This window comes from Pseudomonas sp. JL2, assembly GCF_031570495.1.
In the GTDB taxonomy this organism is placed as follows: Bacteria; Pseudomonadota; Gammaproteobacteria; order Pseudomonadales; family Pseudomonadaceae; genus Aquipseudomonas; species Aquipseudomonas rhizophila.
Genome location: NZ_JAKUDH010000023.1, coordinates 24,019 through 41,201 on the forward strand (window position 1 = coordinate 24,019; position 17,183 = coordinate 41,201).

At 60.9% G+C, this 17,183-nt stretch carries 16 protein-coding genes; 14 read left to right on the forward strand and 2 right to left on the reverse strand.

Annotation, left to right across the window (positions count from 1 at the left end; all coding sequences use genetic code 11):
• Nucleotides 1-60 precede the first annotated feature (60 nt).
• From cgtA to MKS85_RS23545, 3 genes are all read left to right on the forward strand, one after another.
• Nucleotides 61-1,284 (forward strand): Obg family GTPase CgtA, encoded by a 1,224-nt coding sequence (gene cgtA / locus MKS85_RS23535; RefSeq protein WP_047230163.1) that lies wholly within the window; start codon nucleotides 61-63, stop codon nucleotides 1,282-1,284.
• 278 nt (nucleotides 1,285-1,562) lie between these two features.
• Nucleotides 1,563-2,681: a glutamate 5-kinase gene (gene proB / locus MKS85_RS23540; protein ID WP_047230164.1), complete on the forward strand. Its 1,119-nt coding sequence runs from the start codon at nucleotides 1,563-1,565 to the stop codon at nucleotides 2,679-2,681.
• Nucleotides 2,682-2,690: 9 nt separating this feature from the next.
• Entirely contained in the window at nucleotides 2,691-3,155 is a 465-nt protein-coding gene (locus MKS85_RS23545; RefSeq protein ID WP_076386392.1) for a CreA family protein, read from the forward strand.
• A 182-nt stretch (nucleotides 3,156-3,337) separates the two neighbouring features.
• On the opposite strand, the gene rpsT is transcribed toward MKS85_RS23545, so the two are convergent.
• A complete protein-coding gene (gene rpsT / locus MKS85_RS23550) occupies nucleotides 3,338-3,616 on the reverse strand; it encodes a 30S ribosomal protein S20 (protein WP_003185593.1) in 279 nt (92 codons plus the stop codon).
• Nucleotides 3,617-3,870: 254 nt separating this feature from the next.
• On the opposite strand from rpsT, the gene murJ reads away from it, so the two are divergent.
• From murJ to ispH, 6 genes are all read left to right on the forward strand, one after another.
• Nucleotides 3,871-5,409, forward strand: coding sequence for a murein biosynthesis integral membrane protein MurJ (murJ, locus tag MKS85_RS23555; RefSeq protein ID WP_076386390.1), 1,539 nt, complete (start codon nucleotides 3,871-3,873; stop codon nucleotides 5,407-5,409).
• Between the two features lie 130 nt (nucleotides 5,410-5,539).
• Nucleotides 5,540-6,478 (forward strand): bifunctional riboflavin kinase/FAD synthetase, encoded by a 939-nt coding sequence (ribF, locus tag MKS85_RS23560; RefSeq protein ID WP_047230167.1) that lies wholly within the window; start codon nucleotides 5,540-5,542, stop codon nucleotides 6,476-6,478.
• 13 nt (nucleotides 6,479-6,491) lie between these two features.
• Complete coding sequence (ileS, locus tag MKS85_RS23565) at nucleotides 6,492-9,323, forward strand: isoleucine--tRNA ligase (RefSeq protein WP_188252345.1); 2,832 nt, start codon at nucleotides 6,492-6,494, stop codon at nucleotides 9,321-9,323.
• Complete coding sequence (gene lspA, locus MKS85_RS23570; RefSeq protein WP_047230169.1) at nucleotides 9,316-9,837, forward strand: signal peptidase II; 522 nt, start codon at nucleotides 9,316-9,318, stop codon at nucleotides 9,835-9,837. Before ileS ends, lspA begins: the two co-directional genes overlap by 8 nt.
• Entirely contained in the window at nucleotides 9,830-10,273 is a 444-nt protein-coding gene (gene fkpB, locus MKS85_RS23575; protein WP_173407395.1) for an FKBP-type peptidyl-prolyl cis-trans isomerase, read from the forward strand. The genes lspA and fkpB overlap by 8 nt, the downstream gene beginning before the upstream one ends.
• A 128-nt stretch (nucleotides 10,274-10,401) precedes the next feature.
• The gene (ispH, locus tag MKS85_RS23580) at nucleotides 10,402-11,349 is read left to right on the forward strand and encodes a 4-hydroxy-3-methylbut-2-enyl diphosphate reductase (protein WP_047230171.1); all 948 of its coding nucleotides are present in this window, start codon (nucleotides 10,402-10,404) and stop codon (nucleotides 11,347-11,349) included.
• On the opposite strand, the gene MKS85_RS23585 is transcribed toward ispH, so the two are convergent.
• Entirely contained in the window at nucleotides 11,326-11,841 is a 516-nt protein-coding gene (locus tag MKS85_RS23585) for a GspH/FimT family pseudopilin (RefSeq protein WP_047230172.1), read from the reverse strand. The genes ispH and MKS85_RS23585 overlap by 24 nt on opposite strands.
• Before the next feature lie 114 nt (nucleotides 11,842-11,955).
• Between MKS85_RS23585 and MKS85_RS23590 the strand changes: the two genes are divergently transcribed.
• From MKS85_RS23590 to MKS85_RS23610, 5 genes are read left to right on the forward strand one after another with little or no spacing between them, the layout of a single operon-like run.
• Entirely contained in the window at nucleotides 11,956-12,429 is a 474-nt protein-coding gene (locus MKS85_RS23590; RefSeq protein ID WP_188252344.1) for a GspH/FimT family protein, read from the forward strand.
• Nucleotides 12,426-12,887 (forward strand): type IV pilus modification protein PilV, encoded by a 462-nt coding sequence (gene pilV / locus MKS85_RS23595; RefSeq protein WP_047230174.1) that lies wholly within the window; start codon nucleotides 12,426-12,428, stop codon nucleotides 12,885-12,887. Before MKS85_RS23590 ends, pilV begins: the two co-directional genes overlap by 4 nt.
• The gene (locus MKS85_RS23600) at nucleotides 12,884-13,597 is read left to right on the forward strand and encodes a PilW family protein (RefSeq protein WP_160893358.1); all 714 of its coding nucleotides are present in this window, start codon (nucleotides 12,884-12,886) and stop codon (nucleotides 13,595-13,597) included. The genes pilV and MKS85_RS23600 overlap by 4 nt, the downstream gene beginning before the upstream one ends.
• 9 nt (nucleotides 13,598-13,606) lie before the next feature.
• A complete protein-coding gene (locus MKS85_RS23605) occupies nucleotides 13,607-14,086 on the forward strand; it encodes a PilX N-terminal domain-containing pilus assembly protein (RefSeq protein ID WP_076386379.1) in 480 nt (159 codons plus the stop codon).
• Nucleotides 14,073-17,174: a pilus assembly protein gene (locus MKS85_RS23610; protein WP_160893360.1), complete on the forward strand. Its 3,102-nt coding sequence runs from the start codon at nucleotides 14,073-14,075 to the stop codon at nucleotides 17,172-17,174. Before MKS85_RS23605 ends, MKS85_RS23610 begins: the two co-directional genes overlap by 14 nt.
• Nucleotides 17,175-17,183: the final 9 nt, after the last annotated feature.

A 17,183-nucleotide genomic window follows, 5' to 3' on the forward strand; every position in this document is an offset into this window, starting at 1 on the left:
TTTTGCAAGAGTCTTATGTCTTGTTTTTTTGGCTCGTCCGTATGGCGAGAGGCGTGTGTCATGAAGTTTGTTGATGAAGTATCGATTCGAGTAAAGGCCGGCGACGGCGGCAATGGTTGCATGAGTTTCCGTCGAGAAAAATTCATTGAGAACGGTGGTCCGAACGGTGGTGACGGCGGCGATGGCGGCTCGATCTACATGCTCGCCGACGAAAACCTCAACACCCTGGTGGACTACCGTTACACCCGTCACTTCGATGCTGAGCGTGGCTCCAATGGCGGCAGCACCGACTGCACCGGCAAAAAGGGCGAAGACCTGATCCTGCGCGTGCCGGTCGGCACCACGGTGATCGACTCCGCCACCCAGGAAGTCATTGGCGACCTGACCAAGGCTGGCCAGCGTCTGCTGGTGGCCCATGGTGGCTGGCACGGTCTGGGTAACACCCGTTTCAAGTCCAGTACCAACCGTGCGCCGCGCCAGACCACGCCAGGCAAGCCAGGCGAGCAGCGTGACCTGAAGCTGGAAATGAAAGTGCTGGCCGACGTGGGCCTGCTGGGTCTGCCGAACGCCGGCAAGAGCACCTTCATTCGCTCGGTATCGGCAGCCAAGCCGAAAGTCGCCGATTACCCGTTCACCACCCTGGTGCCGAACCTGGGCGTGGTCAGTGTCGACCGCTGGAAGAGCTTTGTGGTTGCGGACATTCCGGGGCTGATCGAAGGTGCGTCCGATGGCGCCGGCCTGGGGATTCGCTTCCTCAAGCACTTGTCCCGTACCCGGCTGTTGCTGCACCTCGTGGACATGGCGCCGCTGGATGAAACCAGTGCTGCTGATGCGGCCGAAGTCATTGTCAGCGAGCTGACCAAGTTCAGCCCGGCCCTGGCAGAGCGTGATCGCTGGTTGGTGCTGAACAAGTGCGACCAGATCCTCGAAGAAGAGCACGAGGAGCGGGTCAAGGAAATCGTCGATCGCCTGGAGTGGGAAGGTCCGGTCTACGTGATCTCGGCCATTGCCAAAGAAGGCACCGAGCGCCTGTGCCACGACATCATGCGTTACATGGAAGATCGTGCCGATCGCCTGGCCAATGACCCTGCCTACAAGGAAGAACTGGCCGAGCTCGATCAGCGTATCGAAGACGAGGCGCGTGCTCAGTTGCAGGCGCTGGATGATCAGCGTGCCCTGCGTCGCAGCGGCGTGAAGTCGGTCCATGACATCGGTGACGACGATTGGGACGAAGAAGACGTGGATGACGAAGACGGTCCGGAAATCATCTACGTTCGCGACTGATCGTGTGCTGATGTCACTCAGTTGAAGCCAGGACCTGTGGGAGCGAGCTTGCTCGCGATAGCGGTGTGACAGCCGGTATCAATATTGCTGACCCAATGCAATCGCGAGCAAGCTCGCTCCCACAGGTTTAAGTGTTTCAGCGCGGTGTTATCATCGCAACCAGCCAGTTTCCAAGGCGCCGCTCATTCGAGCGGCGTTTTGGTATCTGTAAAACGCAAATACGAATAATCCCATGGGCGGTGCTGGGTCGCGCCGTTCGCTGGCAAAGGTTGAAGATGATGCGGAGCAAGGTGACGGGTGCGCAGCGCTGGGTCGTGAAGATCGGCAGCGCATTGCTGACGGCGGATGGCAAGGGCCTGGATCGCAAGGCAATGGCGGTGTGGGTCGAGCAGATGGTGGCTTTGCATGAGGCTGGCGTCGAACTGGTCTTGGTCTCTTCGGGGGCTGTAGCCGCTGGCATGAGCCGGTTGGGCTGGACATCGCGACCCAGCGCGATGCACGAGTTGCAGGCCGCTGCCGCCATCGGTCAGATGGGGCTGGTGCAGGCCTGGGAGTCGAGCTTTGCCGAGCACGGTCGCCATACGGCGCAGATCCTGCTGACCCATGACGACCTGTCCGACCGCAAGCGCTACCTCAATGCCCGCAGTACCTTGCGGGCGCTGGTCGAGCTGAAAGTCATCCCGGTGATCAACGAAAACGACACTGTGGTTACCGACGAGATTCGTTTCGGCGACAACGACACCCTGGCCGCGTTAGTGGCGAACCTGGTGGAAGCGGACCTGCTGGTGATTCTCACGGATCGCGACGGCATGTTCGACGCCGACCCGCGCAACAATCCTGATGCCAAGCTGATCTACGAAGCCCGTGCCGATGATCCGGCGCTGGACGCGGTGGCAGGCGGTACCGGTGGTGCGCTGGGGCGTGGCGGCATGCAGACCAAGCTGCGCGCCGCCCGTCTGGCTGCTCGCTCCGGGGCTCACACCATCATTGTCGGTGGTCGGCTGGAGCGAGTGCTGGATCGCCTGAAGGCGGGCGAGCGCATCGGCACATTGTTGTCCCCTGAGCGCGGCATGCTGGCGGCGCGCAAGCAATGGCTGGCCGGGCATCTGCAAACCCGTGGCACGCTGGTGCTGGATGCGGGGGCGGTGTCGGCGCTGTCCCAAGGCAATAAAAGTCTGCTGCCGGTGGGCGTGAAGCTGGTCCAGGGCAGTTTTCGTCGCGGCGAAATGGTGGTGTGCGTGGCGCCGGATGGTCGCGAAATCGCTCGCGGCCTGGCCAACTACAGCGCGCTCGAAGCACAAAAAATCATCGGTCAATCGTCTGATGCGATTGTTGGTCTGTTGGGTTACATGGCCGAGCCAGAGCTGGTTCACCGTGACAACCTGATTCTCGTCTAAGGAAAAATCATGGGTTTGGCAAAAGGATTGATCGGCTTGCTGGTGGCATTGCCGCTGCTGGCCTCGGCTGAGGAAATTGGCCAAGTGTCGACGGTGTTCAAGTTTGTCGGGCCGAATGACCGGATCGTCGTTGAGGCCTTCGATGATCCGAAGGTGGACGGGGTGACGTGTTATCTGTCCCGGGCCAAGACCGGTGGTGTGAAGGGCGGCCTGGGCCTGGCCGAGGATCGCGCCGAGGCATCCATTGCCTGCCGCCAGGTCGGCCCCATCAGCTTCAAGGGGGAGCTCAAGGACGGCGAGGAGGTGTTCAGGGAGCGCACATCGCTGGTATTCAAGACCATGCAGGTGGTGCGCTTCCTCGACAAGAAGCGTAATACGCTGGTGTACCTGGTCTACAGCGACCGTGTGATCGAAGGCAGTCCGCAGAATGCGGTGACGGCGATCCCGATCCTGCCGTGGGCTCGTACCCAATAACCTGAGGCAAATCCCAGTGTGGGAGCGAGCCTGCTCGCGATAGCTATATAACAGTCAACTTGTATTGAGTGTTAGTCAGCTATCGCGAGCAGGCTCGCTCCCAAATTTTTTTGCGGTATGTGTGGTAAATCCCAGGCAATAAAAAACCGACCCTAAGGTCGGTTTTTTAACGAGCGCGTCGCTTAGGCAGCAGCGGCAACGTTCAGGGCCTTTACGTGGCCATTCAGGCGGCTCTTATGGCGAGCAGCCTTGTTCTTGTGGATGATGCCTTTATCGGCCATACGGTCGATAACTGGCACAGCCAGAACGTAAGCAGCTTGTGCTTTTTCAGCGTCTTTTGCGTCGATGGCCTTAACTACGTTTTTGATGTAGGTACGGACCATGGAACGCAGGCTGGCGTTGTGGCTGCGACGCTTCTCAGCCTGTTTTGCACGTTTTTTGGCGGAAGGTGTGTTGGCCACCGTCGAGCTCCTCGAAAGACTTTTTAGGAAATAGCAAACAAAATAGGCCGCGAATCATGCCGATGAGTTGATGTCTTGTCAAGGGCGGGTGACGCGTTCCGCTGAATGGCAGGTACAACGCACCGGATGATTTCTTTCCGGCGTGCGACCTGTAAACTCGCGGGCTTTGGCTCTGCACTGTTTAGCGGCGCGGAGTATCGCATAAGTGGGCGCGTTGTTCGCCTGCTGTTTATCGACAGGCAAAAACTCTTTTCATGAATCTGCTCAAATCGTTGGCTGCCGTCAGCTCTATCACGATGCTTTCACGCGTCCTGGGGTTCGTTCGTGACACGCTGATCGCTCGGATATTCGGTGCCGGGATGGCCACCGACGCCTTCTTCATCGCCTTCAAGTTGCCCAATCTGTTGCGGCGAATCTTCGCCGAAGGGGCGTTTTCCCAGGCATTCGTACCGATCCTGGCGGAATATAAAAGCCAGAAAGGCGACGAAGCGACCCGCACGTTCATTGCCTACGTCACGGGTTTGCTGACGCTGGTGCTGGCGCTGGTTACGGTCGCCGGCATGCTCGCGGCGCCCTGGGTGATCTGGGCCACGGCACCGGGTTTTACCGATACCCCGGAAAAATTCCAGCTCACCTCGGACCTGTTGCGGGTGACCTTTCCTTATATATTGCTGATTTCCCTGTCGTCCCTGGCCGGGGCGATCCTCAATACCTGGAACCGTTTCTCGGTGCCAGCCTTCGTGCCGACCCTGCTCAACGTCAGCATGATCGTCTTTGCGGTGTTCCTGACACCGTACTTCGACCCGCCGGTGATGGCACTTGGTTGGGCGGTGCTGGTGGGTGGCCTGGCGCAGTTGCTGTATCAGCTGCCTCACCTGAAGAAAATCGGCATGCTGGTGCTGCCGCGCCTGAATCTGCGCGACAGCGGCGTGTGGCGGGTGATGAAGCAGATGTTGCCGGCGATCCTCGGGGTTTCGGTGAGTCAGATTTCCCTGATCATCAACACCATTTTCGCCTCGTTCCTGGTGGCCGGCTCGGTGTCGTGGATGTACTACGCCGACCGCCTCATGGAGTTGCCGTCCGGTGTGTTGGGCGTGGCCCTGGGCACGATCCTGTTGCCGACCCTGGCCAAGACCTACGCCAGCCAGGACCGCCAGGAATACTCGCGCATCCTCGACTGGGGCCTGCGCCTGTGCTTCGTGCTGGTGTTGCCTTGTGCCCTGGCGCTGGGCATCCTGGCTGAGCCGTTGACCGTCTCGTTGTTCCAGTACGGCCAGTTCAACGCTTTTGACGCGCTGATGACCCAGCGTGCGCTGATCGCTTACTCGGTGGGCTTGCTCGGGATCATTGTGATCAAGGTGCTGGCGCCAGGCTTCTACGCCCAGCAGAACATTCGCACGCCGGTGAAAATCGCCATTTTTACCCTGGTGATGACCCAATTGTTCAACCTGTTGCTGATCGGCCCGCTGGCCCACGCTGGCCTGGCCCTGGCGATCAGTGCCGGCGCGTGCCTCAACGCCGGGCTGCTGTTTTACCAACTGCGCAAGCAGAAGATGTATCAGCCGCAGCCGGGCTGGGGCAAGTTCGGCCTCAAGCTGCTGGTGGCCGTGGGGGTGATGTCGGCGGTGCTGCTGGGGGCGATGCATTTCATGCCAGCCTGGGGTGAAGGACAGATGCTCGAGCGTTTCCTGCGCCTGGGTGTACTGGTCGCGGCGGGTGTGGTGGCGTATTTCGGCATGCTGCTGCTGATGGGCTTTCGCCTGCGCGACTTCAACCGCAAGGGCTTGAGCTGAGGGGTTTACCCTCGATAATCCCGGGCCGGGCAGTGGTTTTGTCGGCTCGATCACTTTGGGTTACGGTGTTGCCTGTCGTCGGCCGCCGGGTGTGGTTATAATCGGCCACTTTATGAGCAAGAAGCGCGTTATGCAGCTGGTTCGAGGCCTCCACAACCTGCGCCCCCAGCATCGGGGCTGTGTCGCCACTATTGGCAACTTTGACGGTGTTCACCGTGGCCACCAGGCTATCCTGGCGCGGTTGCGCGAGCGTGCCCAGGAATTGGGCGTGCCCAGTTGCGTGGTGATCTTCGAGCCGCAACCCCGGGAATTTTTCGCCCCGGACACCGCGCCGGCCCGTCTGGCCCGGCTGCGGGACAAGCTGCATCTGCTGGCCGCCGAAGGCGTCGACCGGGTCTTGTGCCTGGCCTTCAATCAGCGCCTGAGCAAGCTCAGTGCCGCCGAATTCGTCGAGACCATCCTGGTGGGCGGTCTGGACATAAAACATCTGGAAGTCGGTGATGATTTCCGTTTCGGCTGCGACCGGGCAGGGGATTTCGATTACCTGCAACAGGCCGGCAAGGCCCGGGGCTTTACCGTCGAAGCGGCGCAGACCGTCGAGATGGATGGCATGCGCGTCAGCAGTACCCAGGTCCGCAATGCCCTGGCGGCTGCCGACTTCGAATTGGCCGAGCGTTTGCTCGGCCGGCCGTACCGGATTGCCGGACGGATCCTGCACGGGCAGAAACTGGCGCGCCAACTGGGCACGCCGACGGCCAACGTGCAACTCAAGCGTCGTCGTGTACCGCTGACCGGGGTGTTCCTGGTGAGTGTCGAGATCGACGGCAAGACCTGGCCCGGTGTCGCCAATATCGGCGTCCGGCCCACGGTCCAGGGGGATGGCAAGGCCCACCTCGAAGTACATGTTCTGGATTTTGCCGGCGATCTGTATGACCGGCGTTTGACGGTGGTTTTCCACCAAAAGCTGCGTGAAGAGCAGCGTTTTGCCTCTCTGGAGGCGCTCAAGACGGCGATCCATGCAGATATCGCCGCCGCCCGTGCCCTTGTCGCAACCAGCGCCAATCGCTAATGAAGAGCCTTAAATGACCGACTATAAAGCCACGCTAAACCTTCCGGACACCGCCTTCCCTATGAAGGCCGGCCTGCCTCAGCGCGAACCACAGATTCTGCAGCGTTGGGACAGCATTGGCCTGTACGGAAAGTTGCGCGAGATTGGCAAGGATCGTCCGAAGTTCGTCCTGCACGACGGCCCTCCGTACGCCAACGGCACGATCCACATCGGTCACGCGTTGAACAAGATTCTCAAGGACATGATCGTGCGCTCCAAGACCCTGTCGGGTTTCGACGCGCCGTATATCCCAGGCTGGGATTGCCATGGCCTGCCGATCGAGCACAAGGTTGAAGTGACCCACGGCAAGAACCTGGGCGCGGACAAGACCCGCGAATTGTGCCGTGCCTACGCCACCGAGCAGATCGAAGGGCAGAAGTCCGAATTCATCCGCCTCGGCGTGCTGGGCGACTTCGCCAACCCTTACAAGACCATGGACTTCAAAAACGAAGCCGGCGAAATCCGGGCCTTGGCGAAAATCGTCGAGGGCGGCTTTGTGTTCAAGGGCCTCAAGCCCGTGAACTGGTGCTTCGATTGCGGTTCGGCCTTGGCCGAGGCGGAAGTCGAGTACGAAAACAAGAAGTCGTCGACCATCGACGTCGCGTTCCCGATCGCCGATGAAGACAAGCTCGCCGCCGCTTTCGGCCTGGGCAAGCTGAGCAAACCGGCGTCGATCGTGATCTGGACCACCACCCCGTGGACCATCCCGGCCAACCAGGCGTTGAACGTTCACCCGGAATTCAACTACGCCCTGGTCGATGTTGGCGACAAGCTGCTGGTATTGGCCGAAGAACTGGTCGAGTCCTGCCTGGCCCGCTACAACCTCGAAGGCTCGGTGCTGGCTACCGCGCCAGGTTCGACGCTGGAACTGATCAATTTCCGTCATCCGTTCTATGACCGCCTGTCGCCGGTGTACCTGGCCGACTACGTAGAGCTGGGCGCAGGCACTGGTGTGGTTCACTCCGCGCCGGCCTATGGCGTTGACGACTTCGTGACCTGCAAGAAGTACGGCATGGTCAACGACGACATTCTCAACCCGGTACAGAGCAATGGCGTGTACGTGCCGTCGCTGGAGTTCTTTGGCGGCCAGTTCATCTGGAAAGCCAACCCGGCCATCGTCGACAAACTGACCGAAGTCGGCGCGCTGCTGCACACCACCGTCATCGAACACAGCTACATGCACTGCTGGCGCCACAAGACTCCGCTGATCTACCGCGCCACCGCGCAGTGGTTCATCGGCATGGACAAGCAGCCAGCCACTGGCGACACCCTGCGCCAGCGCTCCCTCAAAGCCATTGAGGACACCAAGTTCGTGCCGGCCTGGGGCCAGGCGCGGCTGCACTCGATGATCGCCAACCGTCCTGACTGGTGCATCTCCCGCCAGCGTAACTGGGGCGTACCGATCCCGTTCTTCCTGAACAAGGAAAGCGGCGAACTGCACCCGCGCACCGTCGAGCTGATGGAAGAGGTGGCCAAGCGCGTCGAAGTCGAAGGCATCGAAGCCTGGTTCAAGATGGACGCCGCCGAACTGTTGGGCGACGAAGCGCCGCTGTACGACAAGATCAGCGACACCCTGGACGTCTGGTTCGATTCCGGCACCACCCACTGGCATGTGCTGCGTGGCTCGCACCCGATGGGCCATGAAACCGGCCCGCGTGCCGACCTGTACCTGGAAGGTTCGGACCAGCATCGCGGCTGGTTCCACTCCTCGTTGCTGACCGGTTGCGCCATCGACAACCACGCACCGTACCGCGAGTTGCTGACCCACGGCTTCACCGTCGATGAGTCCGGCCGCAAGATGTCCAAGTCCCTGGGCAACGTGATCGCCCCGCAGAAGGTCAACGACACCCTGGGCGCCGACATCATGCGCTTGTGGGTCGCCTCCACCGACTATTCCGGCGAGATGGCCGTTTCCGAGCAGATCCTGCAGCGCAGCGCGGACGCCTACCGGCGGATCCGTAACACCGCGCGCTTCCTGCTCTCGAACCTGACCGGTTTCAACCCGGCCACCGACCTGCTGCCGGCCGAAGAAATGCTCGCGCTGGACCGCTGGGCCGTGGACCGTACCCTGCTGCTGCAACGCGAATTGCAGGAGCATTACGGTGAGTACCGTTTCTGGAACGTCTACTCCAAGATCCACAACTTCTGCGTGCAGGAGCTGGGTGGTTTCTACCTCGACATCATCAAGGACCGTCAGTACACCACTGGCACCAACAGCAAGGCGCGCCGTTCGTGCCAGACCGCGCTGTTCCACATCAGCGAAGCGCTGGTGCGCTGGATCGCGCCGATCCTCGCATTCACCGCCGACGAGCTGTGGCAGTACCTGCCGGGCGAGCGCAACGAGTCGGTGATGCTCAACACTTGGTACGAAGGCCTGACCGAACTGCCGCAAGGTTTCGAGCTGGACCGTGCCTATTGGGACCGGATCATGGCGGTCAAGGCGGCGGTCAACAAGGAAATGGAGATCCAGCGCGCGGCCAAGGCCGTCGGTGGCAACCTGCAGGCCGAAGTGACGCTCTACGCCGAAGAAGCCCTGAGTGCCGATCTGGCCAAGCTGAGCAACGAGCTGCGTTTCGTGCTGATCACTTCCACCGCCAGTGTCGCACCGTTGGTGCAGGCGCCGGCCGATGCGGTCGTCACTGAAGTCAGCGGCCTGAAGCTGAAGATCGTCAAGTCGAACCACACCAAGTGCGCCCGTTGCTGGCACTGCCGCGAAGACGTCGGCGTGAATCCGGAGCATCCGGAGATCTGCGGCCGTTGCGTCGACAACATCAGCGGCACTGGTGAGGTTCGTCACTATGCCTAGTGCGTCTAACGTGGCGAGCCGTTTCGGCCGGCTGAGCTGGCTGTGGTTGAGCTTGCTGGTGCTGGTCATTGACCAGGCCAGCAAGTTCCACTTCGAAAACTCGCTGACCATGTACCAGCAGATCGTGGTCATCCCCGACTACTTCAGCTGGACCCTGGCTTACAACACGGGCGCGGCGTTCAGCTTCCTGGCCGACAGTTCGGGCTGGCAGCGCTGGCTGTTTGCCCTGATCGCTGTCGTGGTCAGCGGCGTGCTGGTGGTCTGGCTCAAACGCCTGGGTCGCGATGAGACCTGGCTGGCCGTGGCGCTGGCATTGGTGCTTGGGGGCGCGCTGGGCAATCTTTATGACCGGATTGCCTTGGGCCACGTGATCGATTTCATCCTGGTGCATTGGCAGAACCGCTGGTATTTCCCGGCGTTCAACTTTGCCGACAGCGCCATCACCGTGGGCGCCGTAATGCTCGCCCTGGACATGTTCAAGAGCAAGAAACCCGGAGAAGCCGTCCATGACTGAGCAGCGTATCGCTCAAAACACTGAAGTGAAGCTTCACTTCGCCCTGCACCTGGAAAACGGCGACACCGTCGACAGCACCTTTGACAAGGCTCCGGCCGTGTTCAAGGTTGGCGACGGCAACCTGCTGCCGGGCTTCGAGGCGGCGATCTTCGGTTTCAAGGCCGGTGACAAGCGCACCGTGGTGGTTCCACCGGAAAACGCCTTTGGTCAGCCCAACCCGCAAAACGTGCAGACCATGCCACGCTCGCAGTTCCAGGACATGGAACTGTCCGAAGGGTTGCTGGTGATCTTCAACGATGCGGCCAATACCGAACTGCCGGGCGTGGTGAAGGCGTTCGACGACGCCCAGGTGACCGTGGACTTCAATCATCCGTTGGCGGGCAAGACCTTGAACTTCGAAGTGGAAATCCTCGACGTCAAGGCAGTTGAGATTTAACGGCAGTTACCGCCCCCACCATACCTGTGGGAGCGAGCCTGCTCGCGATGGCTGAATCACAGCCACCATCGAGTTGACTGTTCTGCCGCATCGCGAGCAGGCTCGCTCCCACAGACACGAGGCACAGCATGCAAATCAAACTCGCCAACCCCCGTGGCTTCTGTGCCGGCGTGGACCGGGCGATCGAAATCGTCAACCGCGCCCTGGAAGTCTTCGGGCCGCCCATCTATGTGCGCCATGAAGTGGTCCACAACAAATTTGTCGTCGAAGACCTGCGTAGCCGCGGGGCGATCTTCGTCGAGGAACTGGACCAGGTGCCAGACGACGTCATCGTGATCTTCAGTGCCCACGGGGTTTCCCAGGCAGTGCGTACCGAAGCCGCCGGCCGTGGCCTGAAGGTATTCGACGCGACCTGCCCCTTGGTGACCAAGGTCCATATCGAAGTGGCCCGTTACAGCCGTGACGGTCGTGAGTGCATTCTGATCGGCCACGAGGGCCATCCGGAAGTCGAAGGCACCATGGGCCAGTACGACGCCAGCAATGGTGGCGCGATCTACCTGGTCGAGGATGAAGAGGACGTCGCCGCCCTTCAGGTGCGTAACCCGGAAAAGCTGGCGTTTGTCACCCAGACCACCCTGTCCATGGACGATACCAGTCGAGTGATCGACGCCCTGCGTGCGCGCTTCCCGGCCATCGGTGGGCCACGCAAGGATGACATCTGCTACGCCACCCAGAATCGTCAGGATGCGGTCAAGCAACTGGCCGACGAGTGTGATGTCGTGCTGGTAGTCGGTAGCCCGAACAGCTCCAACTCCAATCGCCTGCGTGAGCTGGCCGAGCGCATGTCCACTCCAGCGTACCTGATCGACGGCGCTGAAGACATGCAGCGCAGCTGGTTTGACGGCGTCGAGCGTATCGGCATTACCGCCGGTGCCTCAGCGCCGGAAGTGTTGGTGCGTGGCGTGATCCAGCAACTGCAGGCTTGGGGTGCAACCGGTGCCGATGAGTTGTCCGGTCGCGAGGAGAACGTCACCTTCTCCATGCCCAAGGAACTACGTGTGCGCTCCTTGCTTTGAGTCCATTTCGCACAAGGCCTGCTCGGTTTCCTCGCTGCGCAGGCTGACGCGGCCGCTGCGCGACAGGACCACCTGGTGGTGACTGACCGGCTTATGGTGTGCACAAACGTGTAACGTCCCCGCCTGAAATGCGCCGCTGGGCAGGAGCGGCTCCCCCTGGCTTGCGAATCTCACCGAGTGTTTTACCGGCCCGTTGCCAATGATTCGAGCATGGCGGCTGTGCTGCGTCAGCAGTGGCTGGTCATCGCCGTCCAGCATGATTTGCCACCCCAGGCTCCAATCGTTGTCTATTCCTTGAATCGTCACTGTCCGATTGCGCGTGATCGCTTCGCTGCGGGCGCTGCGCAGACCGCTGGCCAGCAGCCGTGCGGCGTCGTCGCGGTCAGTGGATTCCACCAGGGCTTTGTATCCGGAACCGGCCCACGGCAGAACAATCGCGGCAATCGCCAGTCCCATGAGCAGTTCGATCAGGCTAAAGCCCTGTTGATACATGACGTCTCCTCCCTGGAGAGCTTGTTGTGGCGAGGGAGCAAGCTCCCTCGCCACAGGCAGTCGTTTGTTCTAGCGTGTAGAAGCAGGTATAGCCAACGGCGACGGAGGGCATCGATGGATCTTCGTACAAAAGGTTTCACGCTGATTGAGGTGCTGGTCGCCCTTGGCGTGCTGCTGCTCCTGATCACCCTGGCGGTACCGGCCCTTATCGGTTCGGTGCAGGGCACCAAGGCCGATACCGATATTGACGACCTGCGCCGGGCACTGAACTTCGCCCGGATGACGGCGATCGACCGTGGGGTGAGCACACGGATTCGCCCCACGGTCCAGGGCAGCGTATGGAGCAGCGAGCTGACGGTATATGACAGTACTGGCGCTGAGCCCAATGTATTGCGGGTTGTTCCAGCGATGAGCAGCGGCGCGACTCTGACGCTAACCTCAGACGTGACCAGCATTGATTTCAACAACCTCGGCGGGTTGTCGGCACCGGCCACGCCGGTGACTTTCAATTATGTAAGGGGGGCGCAGAGCAGGACACTGAGTGTTTGCCTCAATGGACGAATCGTATTGGGTGGAAGTTGCGGATGAAGGGTTGCAGTAAACAGGCACAGGATGGCATGACACTGATCGAGGTGCTGGTGGCGGTGCTGATTCTTGGCGTGGGCTTGTTGGGAGCGGCGATGGTTCAGCTCAATGCGCTCAAATATACCGACAGCTCGCGCATGACCAGCCAGGCCAGCTTCATCGCCTACGACATGCTCGACCGCATTCGCGCCAACTCCGGCGCCGATTACACGGTTACGCCGCCCAGTTCACCCAATCTCAACGTAGCCCGGGACCAGGATCTCTACGATTTCAAGACCAACATCGTCAGCTTCGGCGGCGCCACGGCCACCGGCACTGTTGCGCTGCACCAGCGGGTCTACACCATTACCATCTCCTGGGATGACGCCCGGGCCGCCAACACGACCAACGCCGCCGAGGCGCGACGCAGTTTCGTGCTGACCAGTCGCGTCGCCGTCGACCCACCCGGGGCGACGCCATGAACAGGCATTGCCGGGGATTCGGCCTGATTGAGCTGATGATCGCTTTGGTGCTCAGCCTGATTGTCGTGCTGGGTGTGGTGCAGATTTTCATCGCCGCCAAAAACACCTACGTCAGCCAGGGTGCGGCGGCGGTGATGCAGGAGGATGCGCGGTTCGCTCTGAGCAAGATGGTCCAGGAGCTTCGTATGGTGGGCATGTTCGGTTGCCTGGAGACCGTCCTCGACGCGTCCTCGGCGGGGGATTTCAATGCCAGCAAGGTCACGCCGATCAGTTGGGACAATGCCAATCTGAAGCTGACCCTGGTGACGACGGATGTCGGCAACAGCGGCGGCGTGCCGACCTGGACCGTGATCTCGGATTGTCGCAACACGGCGACCGCCTATACCGGGGCGCGGATACCGGCGGCCGGGCAAATGGCGTTTCCGATACGGCGGCTGGTCTACAGTTTCAGCAATAACCAGTTGTTGATGGGCACCGGGGCTGGCAACCCGACCCAGGCGGTGCTGGTGGATAACGTCCGGGCATTCGATGTGACATTTGGGGTGGCCAGCAGCGCGACAGACATCGCGGCATCGAGCTACAGCCGCAACCCGAGCAATCCGGCCCTGATCCGCAGCGTGCGCCTGACCCTCACGCTCTTTGATCCGAAGAACAACGTGCGTGAGCAGACCTTCAACGTGGTTGCCGCTTTGCGCAACCGGCTTCTGTGAGGGCGACTGATGAATTCAACGCCCATCAAGCATCGCCAGCGCGGTATGGCATTGCTGGTCAGCCTGGTTTTCCTGCTGCTCCTGACGCTGATCGGCCTGTCGTCGATGCAGAGCGCCACCCTTCAGGAAAAAATGACCAGTAGCGTCATGCTACGCAACCAGTCCTTCCAGTTGGCCGAGGCAGCGCTGCGGGTTGGTGAAAGCGCGGTACAGGCCGAGGCCTACTCCCTGCCGGTGTGTACCACCGCGACCCAGTGTGCGCCGCCGGCTGAATCGGCAACCCTCACGACGGCCGGGCGCAATTCATCGTCGGGGGTGACCTGGATCGCCGTCCCTGGCGGGTTCTATGGCGTGCAGAATCTGGGCACCACGCTGACGGCGGTCAACGTGCCGATCAATACGTCGGCGACGCTGTACCGGATCACGGCGGTGGCCGTGGTGGGAAATAACCAGCGCAGCGTCGTGGAGAGCATCTATGCGAAATATTAAGGTGCGTCGCGATTGGAAGCAGGCGTTGTGGGGTGTGCTGCTCAGCCTGTACCTGGCTGCACCGGCCTATGCTTTCACGCCTTCGGATTCGCCGTTGCTGAGTGCCGCCGCAGTCACGCCCAACGTGATGCTGCTGATCGATGACTCGGGGAGTATGAACAACATCATTTGGGCGTCGGGGTTTGATCCGACGGTGACGCAAACGCGCACTTATGCATGCAGCGCCAGTAGCAATTGCAACGATAGGTATGAACTGGATCTGGATGACTCGAACATTCTGTTAATGAGCCTGTTGCGGGGCGGTTGCTCGTCTGGCTGGTACGGTTTCTACCGGCCCGGCCTTGGTCGGATCTGTCTGCGGCTGCCAGACCCGGTGGGTGGGGGCGATACACGCTACACCGCCAAGTACCTGGCGTATCTGGTAACCCTGGCCAACGGCTCGAACCGGGACTACACCAATGGCTCAATCCCCAGGGATTATCGAATCAACGTGGCACGGGATGTCTCCAACGACCTGGTCGCCAACAACCGTGCCTTGCGCATCGGGCTTGCCACCTTCAATCCTCCCAACTTCAGCAACTCCGGCCCGGGGGGCTACATCGCCCGTGTCGTCAGCGATCTGTCACCCGTCAGCGGCAGCGTGACCCAGACCCAGGCCAACGCCAACTACAGTGCCCTGATCAACGCCATCAACGGTCTGGGCGCGGTCGCCAATACGCCATTGGCCGAGAGCTATTACGAGGTCACCCGTTATTTCAGGGGCATGGCGCCGTACCACAACAATAGCCCCAGCACCTACACCAGCCCGATCCAGTACCGGTGCCAGAAGAATTTCGGTGTGGTGATCACCGACGGCTTGCCCACCTACGACCGTACCTTTCCCACCAACGATCCGTTAGGCGGATCCCGTCTGCCGAACTGGGATGGCATCAGTACCAACGATGGTGCTGACCGCAACGGTGACGCTGAGGGCGATACGCTTTATCTGGACGACATCGCCAAGTTCGCTTTCGACATCGACATGCGTTCCACCGGCACCGACGTCACTGGCCAGAGCTGGAATGCCACGGATTTTCCCCGGCAGTACCTCAATACCTACACCGTGGGTTTTGCGGTTACCAATACGATGCTGTCCGACGCCGCTCGCTACGGCGCGGGTAAGTATTATCCAGCGTCCGACAGCGAAGGCCTGAACTCGGCCTTGTCATCGGCCTTGAGTGACATCACCTCCAAGGCTGGATCGGGGGGCGGCGGCACCACCAACGGTGCAACGTTGTCCACCACCTCCAGCTATTACCAGACCACCTATGACCCCAAGGACTGGCGAGGCACCATCCGCGCATTCGGTTTTACCTCGGCGGGGACGGTCGATACGGCGGCCGTGCAATGGACCACCAACACCAGCATCGTGCCGGGTGCCACGGCACCGACCTATCAGTCCTGGAACACCGCGACCAACACGCCGGTAACCCTGGCCTACGGCAACTTTTCACCGGCCCAGCAAACCAGCCTCAGCCAGGGCCTGCCCACGGGGATCACCGGCAGCGATCTGGTGGAATGGAGCAAAGGTGTCAATAAAACCGGGCTGAAGGTGCGCAGCGCGTTGCTGGGGGACATTATCAACTCGCCACTGCTCCTGGCCTCGCCGAACGACCAGACCGCCTCGGACCTGCTGAACGACACCAGCTACAGCACTTACCTGGCAACCAAGGCGGCGAACATGAACGCCAATCTCGTGGTGAATGCCAACGATGGTTTCTTCAGCGTCATCAACAGCGCAAACGGCACGCGGCGTTACGCTTATATGCCCTCGAGCGTCCTGCCCTCGTTGCGGGACATCGCTGACACCAATTACATCAACGGCGTGAGTCACAAGTTCCTGGTGGATGGGCAGATCGGCGTATTCGATGCGCAATTGGGCAATGCCTGGAAGACCGTTGCCCTGGGCGGGACCGGAGCCGGGGGCAAAGCGTTCTATGCGGTGCAATTGTTCGACGCAGCGGCAGGCAATGCGCTCCGGGCGTTGTGGGAAATCAGCGCACCGACCGTCGCCAATACGGCCAACGCCTTCAATGACCTGGGCTACGCCTATGCGCGTCCCGAAGTCGCGCGCCTGGCCGATGGTCGCTGGGCCGCGTTCATCGCCAATGGCTATGGCAGCAACACCGGCGTGGCGGCGCTGTACGTGGTGGATATCCGAGATGGTTCGCTGATCAGGAAAATCACGGTCAATAACAGCGAGACGGGTAACGGCCTGTCGTCGGTCAAGCTTCGGGTCAATTCCCAGAACGTGGTGCAGGCCGCGTACGGTGGCGACTTGAAAGGGCGGATGTGGAAATTCGACCTCAGCGGCACTTCCCCCACCGCCTGGGGCGTTGCGTTTGCCGGGCAGCCGTTGTTCACCGCGCCCGGTGGTGCAACCCAGCCCATCACCGTCCAGCCGTTGCTGGCGGAAAACCCTCAGGGCGGGACCCAGGTTTTTTTCGGCACGGGCAAATTCAACGAAGCGGTGGACAAGCTCAATAAGGATCTGCAGGGGTTCTATTCGATCTGGGACGCCGTCGGCGGTACCGGACAAATCCCGGTTTCGAGCCTGCAAGCCCAGTCGATCACCGGGGTGTTCTCAGGCAGCACCGGGCAATTCGTGACGACCAGCCAGACCGACGTGACGTATCCTGCAAAAAATGGCTGGTATCTGCCCTTGGTGTACAACAACGCATTGACTGGGGAACGGGTGATCAACCCGGCCAGTCTGGTGCTCGGGCGCGTGGTTTTCACCACGGCCGCGGTGGACACCACCGATCCCTGCGCCAGCTTTGGTACTGGCAAACTGATCGAGGTGGATGCGTTCAACGGTAAGATGCTCAACTACGCGGTGCTCGACACCAACGGTGACGGCATGCTCAACAGCCTCGACACGGTCTCCAGCGGAGTGATTTTCACGGGCGGGATCCCGACCTTGAGCGCTGTCGTCAGTGCCAACGGGGCCACCAACATGATCGTGAACGACTCCGGTGGCGGTATCACCGACCTGCTGGGGAAATCCGTCGGCGGCAGCCGCCGCATCATGTGGCGGCAAATACAATGAGAGATAAGG